General features: G+C 71.3%; 13 protein-coding genes. 4 read left to right on the top strand and 9 right to left on the bottom strand.

The genetic code is table 11. The annotated features are described in order from the left end of the window. Positions 1–101: 101 nt before the first annotated feature. From CIK71_RS04010 to CIK71_RS04000, 3 genes are read right to left on the bottom strand one after another with little or no spacing between them, the layout of a single operon-like run. On the bottom strand, positions 102–1,514 hold the full coding sequence (locus tag CIK71_RS04010; protein WP_096163888.1) for an alpha/beta fold hydrolase: 1,413 nt from the start codon (positions 1,512–1,514) through the stop codon (positions 102–104). After that, positions 1,511–3,703, bottom strand: a complete 2,193-nt coding sequence (locus CIK71_RS04005; protein ID WP_096163887.1) for a prolyl oligopeptidase family serine peptidase — start codon at positions 3,701–3,703, stop codon at positions 1,511–1,513. Before CIK71_RS04005 ends, CIK71_RS04010 begins: the two co-directional genes overlap by 4 nt. Then, positions 3,700–3,945: a hypothetical protein gene (locus CIK71_RS04000; protein WP_096163886.1), complete on the bottom strand. Its 246-nt coding sequence runs from the start codon at positions 3,943–3,945 to the stop codon at positions 3,700–3,702. The genes CIK71_RS04005 and CIK71_RS04000 overlap by 4 nt, the downstream gene beginning before the upstream one ends. Positions 3,946–4,021: 76 nt before the next feature. Between CIK71_RS04000 and CIK71_RS03995 the strand changes: the two genes are divergently transcribed. Continuing rightward, positions 4,022–5,248: a glycoside hydrolase family 3 protein gene (locus tag CIK71_RS03995; protein ID WP_176485531.1), complete on the top strand. Its 1,227-nt coding sequence runs from the start codon at positions 4,022–4,024 to the stop codon at positions 5,246–5,248. Between the two features lie 168 nt (positions 5,249–5,416). Here the strand turns inward: CIK71_RS03995 and thiD are convergent, their stop codons facing one another. After that, positions 5,417–6,292 (bottom strand): bifunctional hydroxymethylpyrimidine kinase/phosphomethylpyrimidine kinase, encoded by an 876-nt coding sequence (gene thiD / locus CIK71_RS03990; RefSeq protein WP_096163884.1) that lies wholly within the window; start codon positions 6,290–6,292, stop codon positions 5,417–5,419. Between the two features lie 212 nt (positions 6,293–6,504). On the opposite strand from thiD, the gene CIK71_RS03985 reads away from it, so the two are divergent. After that, positions 6,505–7,428, top strand: coding sequence for a hypothetical protein (locus CIK71_RS03985; RefSeq protein WP_096163883.1), 924 nt, complete (start codon positions 6,505–6,507; stop codon positions 7,426–7,428). A gap of 37 nt (positions 7,429–7,465) precedes the next feature. Then, positions 7,466–8,260, top strand: a complete 795-nt coding sequence (locus CIK71_RS03980; protein ID WP_096163882.1) for a hypothetical protein — start codon at positions 7,466–7,468, stop codon at positions 8,258–8,260. 6 nt (positions 8,261–8,266) lie between these two features. Here the strand turns inward: CIK71_RS03980 and cls are convergent, their stop codons facing one another. The 4 genes from cls to CIK71_RS03960 all read right to left on the bottom strand — a co-directional run bounded on the left by cls (position 8,267) and on the right by CIK71_RS03960 (position 13,658). Next, complete coding sequence (cls, locus tag CIK71_RS03975) at positions 8,267–9,754, bottom strand: cardiolipin synthase (protein WP_096163881.1); 1,488 nt, start codon at positions 9,752–9,754, stop codon at positions 8,267–8,269. A gap of 163 nt (positions 9,755–9,917) precedes the next feature. Then, positions 9,918–10,802 carry a Bax inhibitor-1/YccA family protein gene (locus tag CIK71_RS03970; protein ID WP_096163880.1) on the bottom strand — a complete coding sequence of 295 codons (885 nt, stop codon included), beginning with the start codon at positions 10,800–10,802 and terminating at the stop codon, positions 9,918–9,920. Between the two features lie 137 nt (positions 10,803–10,939). Further along, positions 10,940–12,073 (bottom strand): trans-sulfuration enzyme family protein, encoded by a 1,134-nt coding sequence (locus CIK71_RS03965; RefSeq protein ID WP_096163879.1) that lies wholly within the window; start codon positions 12,071–12,073, stop codon positions 10,940–10,942. 238 nt (positions 12,074–12,311) lie between these two features. After that, positions 12,312–13,658: an MFS transporter gene (locus CIK71_RS03960; protein WP_096163878.1), complete on the bottom strand. Its 1,347-nt coding sequence runs from the start codon at positions 13,656–13,658 to the stop codon at positions 12,312–12,314. Between the two features lie 241 nt (positions 13,659–13,899). Here CIK71_RS03960 and CIK71_RS03955 point away from each other — a divergent pair, with 241 nt between their 5' ends. After that, positions 13,900–15,000: an ROK family transcriptional regulator gene (locus CIK71_RS03955; protein WP_096163877.1), complete on the top strand. Its 1,101-nt coding sequence runs from the start codon at positions 13,900–13,902 to the stop codon at positions 14,998–15,000. Between the two features lie 15 nt (positions 15,001–15,015). On the opposite strand, the gene CIK71_RS03950 is transcribed toward CIK71_RS03955, so the two are convergent. Beyond that, positions 15,016–15,747 carry a YggS family pyridoxal phosphate-dependent enzyme gene (locus tag CIK71_RS03950; protein ID WP_096163876.1) on the bottom strand — a complete coding sequence of 244 codons (732 nt, stop codon included), beginning with the start codon at positions 15,745–15,747 and terminating at the stop codon, positions 15,016–15,018. Positions 15,748–15,756: the final 9 nt, after the last annotated feature.

Raw genomic sequence — 15,756 nt, 5'->3', positions numbered from 1 at the left:
ACCGGTGCCGCCCGCCTGTGTGGCCCACCGGTGCCGCCCGCCTGTGCCGCCCGCCCGTGTGGCCCACCGGTGTGTCCCGCCGGTGTGGCCCACCGATCGGGTCAGTCCACCTTGAGGTGCCGGGTGCGGCGGGCCCGGGGATCGACCTGGGCCTGCTCCCGCTTCGCCTTCACCGACTCCACCCGCAGCCTCCATGGCGAGTACCGTTCCGCGGCGAGGGCGATCTGCAGGCCGCGGGAGAGCGCCTGGTCCGTGGGGGTCGCGGGCAGCGCCGCCAGCGCGGCGGCATGCTCGGGCAGCAGATGCGCCACCCCGCAGGCGCTCCAGCGGGCGGCGACCTGGGTGATCTGGCTGCGGGAATCGAGCATCGAATGCCCAGCGCCGTTCACCTCCAGGAGACGTGCCCCCGGGATCCGCTCAGCGACGGCACGGGCGATGCTCGGCGGGGCGACGAGGTCCTGGGAGCCGGAGATCACGAGGGTCGGGGCCGTGATCGCCGGCGCGAGCTCGTGCAGGTCCAGCACCTCGGAGGTGAACGGAGGCGCCGACCGGGCCCGCTCCCCCGCCACGCTCAGAGGGTCCAGCGGCCCGCCGTCGGCGTGACGGCCCTTGCCCAGCTCGGTGTACCCGATGCGTGCCGTGAGGTCGTGCTCCATGACGTACGGGGTGGACTGCAGCCATCCCTGGTCGAGCACCTGGCGCACACTGTTCCAGGTCAGCTGCCCTCGCCCCAGGGCGAGCAGATCCACCAGGTCGCGCACGGCCGCGCGGCCGCCGTGCTCGTGCACCGCGAGCACCGCCGGCCCGGCCCGATGTCCGTCGACCACGCCCTCGGCGACCAGGCGCCGCAGCACCGCGGCCGTCGTGGAGGTCGAGGGGACCGTGCCGTCCCAGTACATCGCCCGCATCGTCTGCTGCGCGATGAGCTCATCGTCGGCGCTGGTGAGCGGGGAGTCGAGCACGAGGGAGTGCACGCGCTCGGGATGGAACACGGCGAGCGCCTGCGCAAGATACGCGCCGTATCCCGCGCCGTAGACGACGACTCTGGGGGCCCGCGCGTGATCGAGCACGGCGAGCAGGTCCCCGATCACCTCGCGCAGCGTCATCCCCTGGACCGGCAGGTCCTGCCCCAGCGCATCCAGTCGGGACAGACCGACGCCGCGATGCTCCATCATCAGCACGTCCAGGCCCCGCCCCGCGAGGGAGCGGCGCAGCACGTCATAGGGCAGCACCGATGCCCGCTCGGGACCGTCGGGGATCAGCAGCACCGGCACCTGTGGCTGCGCGACAGACGGTTCGCCCGCCGTCGCCCCGTCGGCCGCAGCCCTGCCCGAGCCGCTCCTGGCTCGTCGTGGCCGACGCGGCACGGCCCGCGCGTAGCGCAGGGGGAACAGGCGTCGGTCCTCCGCCGAGATCTCCCGGTAGACCGTCATCAGGTCGTTGCGGATCTGCAGGAGATCATCCTGCGCGGCACGATCGAACAGGTCGACGGAGCGCATGGCGGGGAGCTTCACGCTCCGATCGTGTTCCACAGGAAGGTGTACAGCAGTGCGTTCATCCGCGCCGCCTGCTCGTTGGTCGCCGCTCCCCCGTGCCCGCCCTCGGTGTTCTCCCACGAGCGGACGTCCGCACCCAGGGACTCCATCGCGGCGGTGAACTTGCGGGCGTGCCCGGGATGGACCCGGTCGTCACGGGTGGAGGTGAGCAGGAACGTCGGCGGATAGGAGGGGCCGGCGTCCGCACGCAGCAGATGGTAGGGGCTGAAGGTGCGGAGGAACTCCCAGTCCTCGGTGTCCGGATCGCCGTACTCGGCCATCCAGGACGCCCCGGCCAGCAGGTGCGAGTACCGCTTCATGTCCAGCAGCGGCACCTGGATGATGACCGCTCCGAACAGCTCGGGGTACTGGGTGACCATGTTGCCGGTGAGCAGGCCGCCGTTGGAGCCGCCGCGCACCGCGAGGTGGTCGCGATCGGTGACGCCCCGCTCGACGAGGTCCTTCGCCACGGAGGAGAAGTCCTCGTAGGCGCGGTGGCGGTTCTCGGTGAGCGCGGCCTGGTGCCAGCGGGGCCCGTACTCGCCGCCTCCGCGGATGTTCGCCAGCACATAGGTGCCGCCCCGCTCCAGCCAGGCCTTCCCGATCGCTCCGAGGTAGCCCGGGGTCAGGGAGATCTCGAAGCCGCCGTAGCCGTACAGCAGGGTCGGCGAGGGGGTCGTCGACTCCACGCGGTCGGTGCGCGAGATCTCGAAGTACGGGATGCGGGTGCCGTCGTCGCTCGTCGCGAAGTGCTGGCTGACGTCCAGGCCCTCCGCGTCGAAGCGGGCGGGGGTCGACTTGATGGTCTCGAGCGCTCCGGGCTCGCCTCCACCGGCGACCTCGGAGAGATCCCCGAGCAGCAGCGTGGTGGGCTCGATGAATCCGGTGACGGTGACCCAGATGCGGTCATCGATGTCGGCGTCGACCGCGGCGACCCCGATCGATCCCTGGAGCTCGGGATACAGGTCCCGACGCACCCAGGTGCCGTCGTCGTCGCGGGTGTGCACCTCGAGGCGGTGCACCACGTCCTCCAGGACGGAGAGCACCACGGTGGTCCGTGTGATCGTCATGTCCTCGAGGGAGGTGGATCCGGTGGGCTCGAACAGCACCTGCAGCTCGGCCGTGCCGTCCAGGAAGCCCGCGAAGTCGCCGACCACGAGGGACCCGGCGGAGTACGTCTCCCCGTCCAGCTCCCAGTCGCTGCGGGGGCTGAAGATGCCCAGGTCGCGGTGAGCGGTCGCCTCGAGATCCCGCGGCACCTCGAGCGTCGTCAGCACCGGCGGGTCCTGCTCGCGGTCGACCACGTGGATCGTGCTGTCGTAGAAGGCATGCGCCTCGATGACCCAGTCGCGCTCCCAGCCCGGGGTGGAGTCATGGGCGGCGAAGACGGCCATGTCGGTCTCGGCGACCTCGTGCACCAGCTGCGCCTCGGCGAGCGGAGTGCCGCGCGTCCACAGGCGTGCCTGGCGGGCGTAGCCGGAGCTGGTCAGCGTGCCCTCGCCGAAGTCGGTGCACACCCAGACGGTGTCCACGTCGATCCAGCCGAGGCTGCCCTTGGCCTCGGGGCGGAAGAATCCGCCCTCGGACTCGGGCACGAACTGGAGCGTCTCCAGGTCGAACTCGCGGGTGACATCCGCGTCCGAGCCGCCGTGGGAGAGGTCGACGAGGGCGTGGCGGTACGGCTCGCCGTCGGCCAGGCCCGTCGGCCGCAGCAGGCGCGCACCGTGCCACACCCAGTCCTCGCCCTCGGCCTCGTTGAGCGCGTCGACGTCCAGCAGGACCTCCCACTCCGGGGCATCGGTGCGATAGGACTCGAGCGTGGTGCGTCGCCACAGCCCGCGCTCGTGGTCCGCGTCGGTCCAGAAGTTGTAGAGGTGCTGGCCGCGCAGCACCACCCCGGGGATCTTGTCCTTGGCGTCGAGGATCTCGCGGATCTCGTGCTGCAGGGTCTGCGCGAGCGGTGCGCCGTCGGGGTCACGCGGGTCGGCGACCGCGTCGAGCTCGTCCTCGGCCCGTGCGTTGTGCTCGCGGACCCAGGTCAGCGCTTCCTGCCCGGTGACGTCCTCGAGCCACTGGTGCGGGTCGGTGGAGCCGTCGGCGGCAGGGAGCTGCGGACGACTGGTGGTGGTCGCCGCAGCGACATCGCTCTGGGGGCTGGCATCGTTCATCGGGTCTCCTTCAGGACGGCGGCGGAACGGTCTGCATCGGTCGTGCGCTCGGCATCGAGGGCATCGATCGCCGGCTCCCGGGCGGCGGCGCTCGTGGACAGCAGGACCGAGGTCGGGACGTCCCCGACCTCGCGGCCGCCGGACACGTCGGTCCGGCGCGCCCGCACGGCCGGCAGCACGCCGGTGGCGGGGTCGATCGCGACGGCCCGAGGGTGCTCCCGGGGCGACGTCTCGGTGCTCATGGGGCCAGCCTACGGGCACGGCGACGCCCGGCAGCACGACTTCCTGAGGCTCGTCGCGGCGTGGAACACTGGCGCCATGCGCCGACGTCATCTTCTGGCCCTGACCCCCGCTGCAGCGCTCGCCGCCTGCACCGACTCCGGACAGGATCCCGCAGCCGACGGCACCAGCGACTCCGGCGGCTCCTCCGACCACGGGGGATCCGACGGCGGCAGCTCGGACGGCGGTGCGGAGCCCACGGCGGATCCCACCACCGAGCCCGAGCCGACGGCCGCGGAGCTGCTGCTGGACGAGCTGAGCCCGCGCGAGATCGCCGGCCAGCTGGTGCTGGTCGGGATCCCCGCAGGCACCGAGATCCCCGCAGAGGTATGGACCGACCATCACGCCGCCGGCATCTTCCTGCTGCAGGTGTGGAAGGACCCCGCCGCAGTGGAGTCCGTGGTGAGCAGCGCCCACGACGGCGTCGGCGACGGCGTGGCGCCCCTGATCGCGGTGGACCAGGAGGGCGGGCAGGTGCGGATGCTGCGCGGGGATGCCGCCCGACGCACCCCGTCGGCCGAGACCCTGGGAGCTGACAGCACTGACAGCGGCCGGGCCGTGACGGACGCGTACACGAGCATCGGCGAAGACCTCGCCGCGCTCGGCATCCACGTGGACCTCGCTCCGGTCGCCGACGTCGTGGACCCCGAGCTGGGCGATGCCAATGAGCCCGTCGGCGGGCTGGGCCGCGGCTTCGGCACCGAGCCCGAGCACGTGGGCGAGTGCGTGCGGGCCGCGGTCGAGGCGCTGACGGCGCAGGGTGTGGCGGCCACCCTCAAGCACTTCCCGGGCCTGGGCCGGGTGGAGCAGAACACCGACTTCTCCGCCGAGGGCATCGAGGACACCGTGACCGGCCCTGATGACCCGTTCCTGGACTCTTTCACCGCGGGGATCGACGCCGGTGCCCAGCTGGTGATGATGTCCTCCGCGATCTACCCGGAGCTCGAGCCGGGAGTGCCGGCGATGTTCTCCTCCGTGGTCATCACTGATCTGCTGCGCGATCAGCTCGGCTACGACGGGCTCGTGGTCACCGACGACATCGGCGCCGCGGAGGCCGTCGCCTCGGTGCCCGTCGCCGACCGTGCCACGCGCCTGCTCGAGGCCGGCGGCGACCTGGTGCTCACCGCCGATGCCTCGTTGACCGGACAGCTGGTCGACGCCGTCGAGGACTGGGCGGGGCAGTCCACCGCGCAGGAGGAGCGCGTGCGGGAATCGGCGCTGCGCGTGCTCTCCCTCAAGCAGGACCTGGGTCTGCTCGACGGCTGAGCCGAGCCGGCCGGACCCGCTGAGCCCGTCGGACCCGCCGGACCCGCCTGATCCCCGCACTCGCCGGATCGCCGGGTTCGCCGCGCTTGCCGGGCTCGCCGGGCTCGCCGGGCTCGCCGGGCTCGCCGGGACCGTCCGGGTCCGAGCCGCTCCGTGCGTCCCGCCCGATCAGTCCTTGTCGAGCGTGATCAGGTGGTTCAGCGTGCTGTAGCCGGAGTCGCTGCGGGAGATCGACCAGTCGCCGGCGTTCTCGATCGCGCTGGCCAGGAACTCACGGGCCGAGGCCACGATCGTCACCAGGTCGTCGTCGGTGCCGGCCTCGCCGATCTCCTCGAGCTCCCCGGCCCGGTCGTACTCCTCGATGCGGGCGAGCTGCGCGGCGATCGCGGCGGAGAGCGTGGACCCCGCACCACGCACGCGCCGACCGGGGACGCGATCGGCGCGCAGCAGGTCGGTGCCACCGGGATGCACCAGCACATCGACGGCGTCATCGTGCTCGAGGCGCCCGCCGGTGACCAGCACGGCCTGCGGCCCGAGGGCCTGGAGGGCCAGCGCCTGCTCGCGCATCTCGTCCAGCGAGGTCGCGATCGGCCTGCCCAGCAGCTGCGCGGCCTCGGCCATGTTCGGGGTGAGCAGGTCCACCAGAGGCACGAGGGAGTCGCGCAGCGCGCGGGCGCCCTCGGCGGAGATCAGCGCGGACCCGTCGCTGCCCACCATCACCGGGTCGAGGAGGAGCCTCCCCAGCCGGTCCCGGTGCTCGCGCACCGCTGCGGCGACCGCCTCCACGACAGCGGCGCTGCCCAGGGCACCGATCTTCGTGGCATCCAGCAGCAGATCCGTGGCGACCGCATCGATCTGGCCGCGCACCACGTCCCCGGGGAGGTAGTGGATCCCGCGCAGACCCTGCGTGTTCACGGCGCAGATCATGGTCGCAGCGCTCGCGCCGTACGCTCCGAGAGCCGTGAACGTCTTCAGATCCGACTGGAGACCGGAGGCACCGTCGGAGTCCGAGGCGGCGATCGTGAGGACCAGGGGTGGGCGCATGCAGACTCCATCCATCGGGGCCGGGGCGGGCAGGGGGCTCCGTCGGCCGTGTGCCCGGAGAGTACCAATCGCATCTGGCCTCGGCCGCGCGGGGATCGCCGAGAGACCGACCACTGTCCGGTCAGGGCACCGAACGGGTGGTCCGTGCGAGAATCGCCCGGGGCAAGGGGCCCGGATCGGGGCATGGGACCGGCTGCGCCGGGGAGGTGACGATGACTGAGAATCCGCACGGCGACGATCTGCGGTCCGCGGGCTCGGGCCTGCCCGACTTCACCGGCGCCGAGCCGGACGCGCTCCCGGACCACGAGGGGCAGCAGCACGTCCCCGACCTGAGCGATCCCAGCCCGCGCTCGCGCCGACGCACCCTGGCCACCGTGCTCTCGATCGTCGGCTCCGGCGTGGTGCTCCTCGCCGTGCTGGCCCTGGTCCTCTCGCAGACGGTGTTCCGCTCGGTCCTGGACCAGGATCCCGAGGCGTACGACACGGCTGATCGCACCGGAGAGGGCCATTCGGAGTACGTGCCGAACCCCGAGGATCCCGACATCGCCCCGCCGCCGCCGATCTTCACGGAGAAGCCCACCACGGACTGCACCGTCCCCGAGCCCTCCCCCGCCCAGCGAGCCGATCCCGGCACCATCCGCGGCGGGGACCTGCAGTACACGATTCCTCCCACCTGGAAGTTCGCCTGGGGGTCCGGTGCGCTGCCGTACATGACAGAGGTCGACGCACAGGGCCGGAACGTCGAGGGCAGCTGGTACAGCGTCGTGAACCTCGGTCGCGTGGTCTGGCCCGAGGAGGAGGGCGGCTATCCGGGCATGGAATCCGCCGCCGTCTCGATCTTCCAGTGCTACGCGACCACCTCCGGGGTCGTCGCCTACTTCGGTGACCATCCCGAGGTGACGGACTACCGGTCCGAGGCCTTCACCGTGGACGGCAGTCCTGCATGGATCGTGCAGGCCACCTATCATTTCGAGGACCCGGCGGTGCTCTCGACGACGGACTCGTCGGTGGTGACCGCCGTCGTGGTCGAGGGGCCGGACGGGCCGAGCGCCCTGGCCAGCGACGTCGCGGCCGACCAGCCCGAACACGTCCAGGAGCTCGAGGACATCATCGACAGCCTCGAGGTCGTCGAGTGACGTTGCCCCGGACAGGGCATCGACGAAGGAGCATCCCGTGCACACCGGACCGCAGCACACCGGCACCCCGCCGCCGACCCCCGGCGGCGGTCGAGGTGGCCCGCTGCTGGTCGGCGTGCTCTCCTTCGCGCTGGTCTTCCTCCTGATCGTCGGCGCCACCGTCGCCTATCTCGTGCTGCGTCCGTCCGGACTGGGGGGTGCCGGTGAGCAGACCACCACCGCGCACAGCTCGGCCGCCTCGGCGACCGGGAGCGCCTCCCCCGAGCCCACGGAGGTGGTCGAGCAGCGCTGCTACTCCCCCGAGTACGAGCGGACCTCCACGAACCCGTCCGGGAAGCTGCGCGGCGGCGGGCTGCAGTTCATCCCGCCCGCGGAGTACAGCGGCCGTGGGTCCACCGGCCCTGCCTCCTTCCTCAACGACACCCAGATCGCCCGCGGCGAGGTCGAGAAGAACTGGTACTCCTCGGCCACCGTCGGCCTGGTCCAGTGGCAACCCGGCATCGACTATCCCGGCAACGAGGCTGCTTCTCAGCGGATCGCCAAGTGCCTCTTCACCGACGGCAGCTGGGGCGGCAAGGCGACCGAGCGCACCTGGGACGACGAGGTCACCAAGCCGGTGACGGTCGCGGGGATGCCCGGCTACGAGACCACGGCGGTCGTGAACTTCGGCCACGACACCCTCGAGCGGACCGATGCCACCGCGATCCTGGTGGTCGTGCTCGAGGCGGACGAGGGCCCCAGCGCCCTGGTCCTGGAGCACGCCGTGGGCGTCACCGAGCATGAGGAGGCGGACGAGGAGGCCTATGAATCCCTCACGGGGCTGGGAAGCTGACCGGACTCAGACGACCGCCGACGCGAGCCGACAGAGGTTGTCCAGCAGTCGCATCGGCACCGGCCGCTGCTCCCACTCCTCGAGCGTCAGCTCCCGGCTGCGGGAGCGGTAGACGTCCTCGACGTGGTGCATTTTCTCCATGAAGTCGGTGCCGCCGATCATCATCGAACTCTCCATGTCCAGCAGGAACGAGCGGATGTCCATGTTCGAGGAGCCGATCACCGTCACGGCGTCGTCGATCGTGACGTGCTTGGCATGCAGGATCGTCGGCGCGCGGTAGAGCCAGATCCTGACGCCCGCCTCGAGCAGCGCCGCGTAGTAGGAGCGCTGGGCGTGGAAGACCAGGAACTGGTCGCCGATCTCCGAGACGAACAGCTCGACCTCGACCCCGCGCCGCGCGGCGGTGACGAGTGCGGCGAGCATCGACTCCTCGGGAACGAAGTACGGGCTGACGGCGATGATCCGTCGGCTCGCGGAGTAGAAGAGCTGATTGAACAGCGCGAGGTTGTTCTCGAACACGAAGCCGGGCCCGCTGGGCACCAGCTGGCATTCGTAGCTGCCCGAGGTGTCCGTCGGCGCCTGGACCAGGTCGTCCTCGGTGAGCATCTCCGCGGACTCGTAGTACCAGTCCGTCGCGAACAGCAGGTTCATCTCCGAGACGATCGGCCCGCGGAACCTGGCCATGGTCTCCTGCCAGTGCAGGCCGCGCCGGATGTTGGACTTCTTGTCGTAGTGGGCGGCGATGAGGTTCTGGCTGCCCATCCACCCGATCTGACCGTCGAGGATCAGCAGCTTGCGGTGATTGCGCAGATCGGGTCGCTGGAAGGCGCCGTCGCGGAAGGGCTTGATCGGCATCATCGGGTAGTGCTCGATGCCGTGGGCGTCGAGATGACGGCGCATCGCCCGGTAGACGGACCCGTGGCTCAGGGAACCCCAGTGGTCGTACAGCACACGCACGGTCACGCCGCGGTCGGCCGCCTCGGCGAGGGCATCGAAGAAGTCCTGCGTGACCTCGTCCAGCGCCATGGCGAAGAACAGCACGTGCACCTCGCGGGTCGCGGCGCGGATGTCCGCCGTCATGCGGGCGATCGAGGTGTCGTAGTCGATCTCGAGATCGGCCGAGTTGTTGCCGGTCAGCGGAAACGCGCCGAGCTCCCGGTTCAGGCTCACGGCGGACTGCAGCCAGCTGGGCGAATCCTCGTCGAGCTCGCTGTCGGGGAGGTCCTGCGCCCGCACGTGCATCAGACGGTTGATGACCTTCTGCTTCTCACGACGCTTGCGGGGCAGCTCGGCCTTGCCCAGGAGCAGGTAGAGCGGGAAGCCGACCAGCGGGAGGACCATGATCGCCATCAACCAGGCGAGGGCCGACCCGGGGCGACGGTTCCGGGGAACCACCACCAGGCCGACGAGTCGCAGGAGCACGTCCAGACCGAGATAGACGTAGGTCACCACGACCACGCCGTGGTCCTGGATCCATTGCCAGAGCTCGGCCACGGGGAGCTCCTCTCTGCGGGATGGTCCTCCCGGCCGATTCGCCCTGCGTTCGACCAGATACGTCACGGCGGGCCCCGAGGACGGGGCCCGCCGTGCAAGCATACCGATCGGACACCGCGCGGCCGTGCCGGTCGCGTTCGCTGCCGATCAACTGCGGTCGATATCAGTCACCGCGGAGGATCGAGAGGATCCGCAGGATCTCGATGTACAGCCACACCATGGTGGCGGCGATGCCGAAGGCGCAGCGCCAGGCGTAGACGCGGGGCACACCCGCGTTCGAGGCCCGCTGCACGTCCTCGAAGTCCAGGACCAGCGAGTAGGAGGCCATCACCACGGCGAGGCCGCCGATGACCAGCCCGAAGACGCCCTCACGCAGGCTGCCGCCGGACGCGAAGATGTAGACGATGTTCACCACGCCGAACAGCAGGTAGGCGACCATCGCGACCATGAAGATCTTGGTGAGCTTCGGGGAGCTGCGCAGGACGCCCATGCGGAACAGCACCAGCACGGTGCCGGCCACGGCGAGGGTGCCGAAGACCGCTTGCAGGGCGATGCCCGGGAACGCCGCGCCCAGCACGGCGCTGAACCCGCCCAGGAGCAGACCCTCGAACGCCGCATAGGCGAGCACGAGGATCGGCGAGGGCTGCTTCTTGAAGATGTTCACGAGGGCCGTGACGAGGCCGCCGATGAGGCCGACCACGAGGGAGACCTGCGCCAGCATCATCCCGGCGCTTGCGCCCTGTTCACCGGCCACCAGGCCCAGGACCGTCGGCAGCACGCCGACGGCGAAGCCGACGACGACGATCAGGCCGAGCGTCGCGGTGATCGCGTTCAACGCGTCACGCAGGGTCATCCGGCCGGTGTCGTGGCCGCCCGCGGACGGACGGGCATACATGGCCTCGAGGTTGTCGGGGCTCTGCTGGTCGAAGCCCGAGGACCATTGGGTCCCCTGGGACTGTCCGCCCTGCGACTGGCCGAACTGGGGGGCGGTGTAATTCTGCCCCTGCACAGCCTGGTCGCGGCCGAACACGATGTTGTGGCGTGCCATGGCGCTCCTCACAAGAGTTGGTGGGCCGACGTCGGGGACCACGTAAAGAGCTCCCCGGCGCGCCGACCCCTCTACTGTATCGACGATTCCCGTGCCGGACCTGGAAGCGGACTCCGCTCTCAGCGAGAAGCCCGCGTTCAGTGCGCGGCGCGGAGCGCCTGGTCGAGGTCCTCGAGCAGATCGCCGATGTCCTCGATGCCCACCGCCAGTCGCAGCAGCTCGTCCGAGATGCCGGCGTTCTCGCGCGCTGTCGGGGTCATGGCCTCGTGGGTCATCGTGGCGGGGCGGCAGATCAGCGACTCGACGCCTCCGAGGCTGACCGCATAGCCCGGATAGCGCAGGGCCCGCACGAAGGCGACCCGATCCAGGCCGGGAGCGAGCTCGAAGGAGAGCACCGCACCGCTGCCGGTGGCCTGGGAGGCGTGGATCCTCGCCTCCTCCTCGCTGTGCGAGCCCGGGTACCGGACCGTGGCGATGTCGTCATGGGCGCGGAGGTGCTCCACGATCGCTCGCGCGTTCTCCTGCTGGCGCTCCAGGCGCAGCGGGAGTGTCTTGATCCCCTGGATCAGACGGAAGGAGTCTCCCGGGGAGAGCACGCCGCCCTGCGCCTTCTGCGCGAGGGCGAAGGCCTCCGCCAGCCTCTCGTCATCGGTGGTGATGGCCCCGGCCAGGAGATCGGAGTGGCCCGCGAGGTACTTGGTGGCGGACTGCACGACGACGTCCGCCCCCAGCTCGAGCGGGCGCTGCAGCACCGGGGTCATGAAGGTGTTGTCGACGATCACGATCGCCCCGTGGCGATGAGCGAGCTCGGTGAGGCGGCGCAGGTCGGTGATCCGCAGCGTCGGGTTCGCGGGGGTCTCCATGAAGACCGCCCTGGTGGCGGGGGTGAAGTCCTCATCGGTCAGTGCGCCGAGATCGTCGACGAAGCGTCCGGTGACGCCGCGCCCGGGAAGCACCTGGTCCACGAAGCGGTAGGTGCCGCCGTAGACGCTCGCCGGCAACAGCACCTCGTCGCCCACCTCGAGGGTGGACAGCGAGGCGGCGGTGGCGGCCATGCCCGAGGCGAACGCGAAGCCGTGGGCGGCACCGTCGAGCGTGGCCAGGACCGTTTCGAGCTGCGCCCGGGTGGGGTTGGAGCCGCGCTGGTAGGCGTAGGCGCCGTCCTCGCTGCCGGGGTCGAGCTCGTACGTCGAGGCGAGGTGGACCGGCGGGACGACGGCACCGAACTCATGGTGCCGGAGCGTCTGCACGGCGGCGGTCTGGATGTGCACGGGGCCCTCCACAGGTCTCACGTCGGGACGGGCCCCGGGTGCCGGTCGGCCCGGGCGCCACGCGTCGGGCGCCACGTCCACAGTAGGCACGTCGGGCGGTGACCAGGAGCACCGGATGACCGAGTGTGACAGCACCGACCCGGCAGGACGCGCAGGTCCCAGCAGGGTCGGTGCTGACTCGGAGAAGGCGGAGCGCCCCGGAGCGGGGCCCGGGGCGCTCGTCGGGTCGGGTGCGCGCTCAGACGCCGACGGAGACCTCTTCGCGGGCCTCGACCGCGGGGATGGAGCCCGTCATGGTGTCCTCGTGACGGCTGAGCACCTCGAGGGTGCGGCGGGCACGCACGCGCAGCGCCACCAGGGTGGTGACGACCATGACGAAGCCGACGCTCGCCAGCACGATCGAGACCGCCATCGGCGCCTCGAAGCCGAAGCCGGCGGCGATCACCGCACCGCCGAGGGCGGCGCCGAGCGCGTTGGCGACGTTGAAGGCGGCGTGGTTCAGGGAGGCGCCGAGCACCTCGGAGCGGTGCGCCACCCGGATCAGCCAGGTCTGCATCGCGGGGTTCAGCGACGAGTTGGCCGCGTTGACCAGGAAGAAGCCGATCAGCAGCGCGACCAGGGAGACGTGAGCGACCAGGAACAGGCCCACCAGCGCCGCGATGTACAGCGGGAAGCCGATCATCAGGGTGCGCTCCAGGGAGCGGTCGGTGGCGGCGCCGCCGATGAGGTTCCCGACGGTCATCCCGAGGCCGGCGGCCGCGAGCACCCACGGGACCGCGGCGGCCGGGGCACCGGTGACGTTGGTGGTGATGTCGGCGACGTAGCTGAACACGGCGAACCCGCCGGCGAAGCCCACCGCGGCGATGCCCATGATGATCCACAGCTGGAGGCGCTTGAGCGCGACGACCTCCTCGACCATGCGCCGGCCGACGGGCTTCGCCTGGTGGGGCACGGTGCGGTAGAGGGCGACCACGGTGACCAGGAAGATCAGCGTGATCAGCAGGTAGACGGCTCGCCACCCGGCGAACTGGCCGACCGCCGTCAGCACGGGCACGCCGATCAGGTTCGCGACGGTGAGGCCCGACAGCGCGAGGGCGACGCCCTTGCCCTGGTTGCCGGGACCCATGAGGGAGGCGGCGAGCAGCGAGGCGACGCCGAAGTAGGCGCCGTGCGGGATGCCGGCGAGGAAGCGAGCCGCGACGGTGAGCTCGAAGGTGGGCATGACCGCCGAGAGGATCGTCCCGACGGCGAGCGCTGCGGCAAGGGCCACGATCATCGAGGACCGGCTCCAGCGCACGGAGAGCACGGCCAGGATCGGGGCGCCGACCACGACGCCGAGAGCGTAGGCGGAGATCGCGATGCCGGCCCGGGCGATGCCGCCCTCGGGGTCGGTGGCCATCTGGTCGCCCAGCAGGCCGTGCGCGAGGCCGGGCAGCAGACCCATGGTCACGAACTCGGAGGCTCCGATGCCGAAGCCGCCCAGGGCGATCGCGAGCAGGGCGAGACGGCGGCGCGCGGGGGTCAGCTCCGGCTCCGAGCGCGGGGCGTCGGGCGGGACGGTGCGGATGTCGTCGATGGCGGTCATAGAGGTTCCTCGGGCTTCCGAAAGCGGGTGTTCACGGACGGGCTCCATCGACCCGGGGTCCAGAGTAAGCCAACGCTGTTGCGTTACGTCAAGAGGGTCGGGAGGCTGATCCGGATCACATCTGCTCCGGGTGCCCGCCGAGCGGTTCTGCTGCGCCCATCGGGCCTGGTCCCGGGCAGGTCGGGCACACCGGAGCGGTCCTCGCCCGCCGGCCCGGCTCGGGGCAGGCGCTCGTGCGAGGATGGGCGCTGTGAGACCGACAACTCCTCTGGACCGCGTCGCCGGGGCGCATGACGCCGCGGTGCTCGCCGTCGCTCGGCGGGGCGACTCGGTCTCACGAGCCGATCTGGCCCGGGCCCTCCAGGTCACCCCGCAGGCGATCTCCAAGATCCTCGGCCGCCTGATCGGCCGCGGTGTGATGACCGAGGCCGGCACGATCGTCTCGGGCCCCGGCAAGCCGACCACGCTCTACCGGATCGTGCCCTCCTCGCGCCGGGCGATCGGCCTGCACCTCACCCGCTCCCGCGTGCGGGGCGTGGTGGTGGACCTGACTGGTGAGATCCTCGAACGCCGCGAGCTCGAGATCGGGCGCCTGCAGCCGGTCCCCGAGCTGATCGAGACCCTCGCTCTCGAGGCTCGCGCACTCGCCGAGGTGGGCAGCGGGGAGCTGCTCGGCGCCGGGGTGGGGATGCCGGGGCCGGTGGACTGGGGCGAGGGCGTCTACCGCGGCACCGCGCAGCCGGATCCGTGGCGGGGCGCCTCGATCCGGCAGCTGCTGCTCGAGGAGCTGGGCCTGCCCGTGCTGCTGGACCACGACTCCCGTGCCGCCCTCGTGGGAGAGACCTGGTCCCAGCCCGGACTGCTCGACGACGCGGCCCTGGTGCTGGTCGAGGACGGGATCGGCGCAAGCCTCTGCCTGGACGGGAACATCGTGCGCGGGGCGCATTCCCACGCCGGCGAGGCCGGGCACACCGTGGTGCGGATGGACGGGGTGCCCTGCAGCTGCGGCCGACACGGCTGCGCACAGGCCGAGTACCAGGCTGCACTGGAGGCCGGGGACGAGGAGCTCGCCGCGAGGATCCTCGCCACCATCGTGGTGAACCTGGTGCGGCTGGTGGACGTGGATCGCGTGGTCCTCGGCGGACGCACCGTCTACACGCACCACTCCGCGTCCATGGATGCGATCCGGGACGCACTCGCCGTGGGCCTGCGCGCCGAGCCCTGGGTGCACGTCGAGGTCATGCTCTCCACCCGCGGCACCGACCTCATCGCCGTGGGCGCCGCCTGCGAGGTGCTCGAGCACGAGTACGGGATCCCGCAGGCGCTCGTCGGCCCCGGCTGAGACGCCGCGACGGCGTCAGGCGCGCGCGCCGAAGATCGCCGACCCCACCCGCACGATGGTCGCGCCCTCCTCGACCGCGATCTCGAGATCGCCGCTCATCCCCATCGACAGCTGCGTGAGCTCCGGCGCACCGAAACGCTCGCGCGCCTGGTCGCGCAGCGCGCGCAGACCGCGCAGCGAGGCGCGCACCTCGTCGGCATCGCTGGTGTTCGCGCCGATGGTCATGAGTCCCACCGGACGCAGGTTCTCGCTCGCCCGGAGCCGCTCGAGGATCGGGCCGACGGCCTCCGGGGTGGGCGCGTACCCGCCCTTGGACTCCTCACCGGAGGTGTTGACCTGGATGAGCACGTCCCGGACAAGGCTGGCGTTCGCGGCACGGCGCTCGAGGGCGTCGGCGATGTCCCCGCGATCCACACTGTGGATCAGCTCCGCGAAAGCGACCACGTCGCGAGCCTTGTTGGTCTGCAGACGGCCGATGAAGTGGCGCGGCACCTCGTTGCCCGCCAGCAGCGGGTCCGCGTGCTTGGCGATCTCCTGGGCCCGGTTCTCCCCCACCGCGATCGTGCGGTTCCGCTGCCGGAGCAGGTCCACGACGACGGCGATCTCCTGCGGGGTGCGGGTCTTGGTGGCCAGCAGCAGGGTGATCTCGCTGCTGTCGCGGCCCGCGCGCTCCGCGGCGGCGTCGATCCGCGAGAGCACGTCGTCGAGGCGGGCGATGAGCTGGTCGGAGGCGGAGGAGGTGGTCATGCCCCCATT

The sequence above is a fragment of the Brachybacterium alimentarium genome (assembly GCF_002332425.1).
Taxonomy (GTDB): domain Bacteria; phylum Actinomycetota; class Actinomycetes; order Actinomycetales; family Dermabacteraceae; genus Brachybacterium; species Brachybacterium alimentarium.
Note: the sequence above shows the minus strand (reverse complement) of the source record. Positions and strands in the feature narration are given on the sequence as shown.

Coding starts and splice junctions, on each gene's coding strand:
- thiD (WP_096163884.1), bottom strand. CDS start 6,292: ATGCGCCCACCCCTGGTCCTCACGATCGCCGCCTCGGACTCCGACGGT.
- CIK71_RS03955 (WP_096163877.1), top strand. CDS start 13,900: ATGGGCGCTGTGAGACCGACAACTCCTCTGGACCGCGTCGCCGGGGCG.
- CIK71_RS04000 (WP_096163886.1), bottom strand. CDS start 3,945: ATGAGCACCGAGACGTCGCCCCGGGAGCACCCTCGGGCCGTCGCGATC.
- CIK71_RS04005 (WP_096163887.1), bottom strand. CDS start 3,703: ATGAACGATGCCAGCCCCCAGAGCGATGTCGCTGCGGCGACCACCACC.
- CIK71_RS03995 (WP_176485531.1), top strand. CDS start 4,022: ATGCGCCGACGTCATCTTCTGGCCCTGACCCCCGCTGCAGCGCTCGCC.
- CIK71_RS03960 (WP_096163878.1), bottom strand. CDS start 13,658: ATGACCGCCATCGACGACATCCGCACCGTCCCGCCCGACGCCCCGCGC.
- CIK71_RS03970 (WP_096163880.1), bottom strand. CDS start 10,802: ATGGCACGCCACAACATCGTGTTCGGCCGCGACCAGGCTGTGCAGGGG.
- CIK71_RS03950 (WP_096163876.1), bottom strand. CDS start 15,747: ATGACCACCTCCTCCGCCTCCGACCAGCTCATCGCCCGCCTCGACGAC.
- CIK71_RS03985 (WP_096163883.1), top strand. CDS start 6,505: ATGACTGAGAATCCGCACGGCGACGATCTGCGGTCCGCGGGCTCGGGC.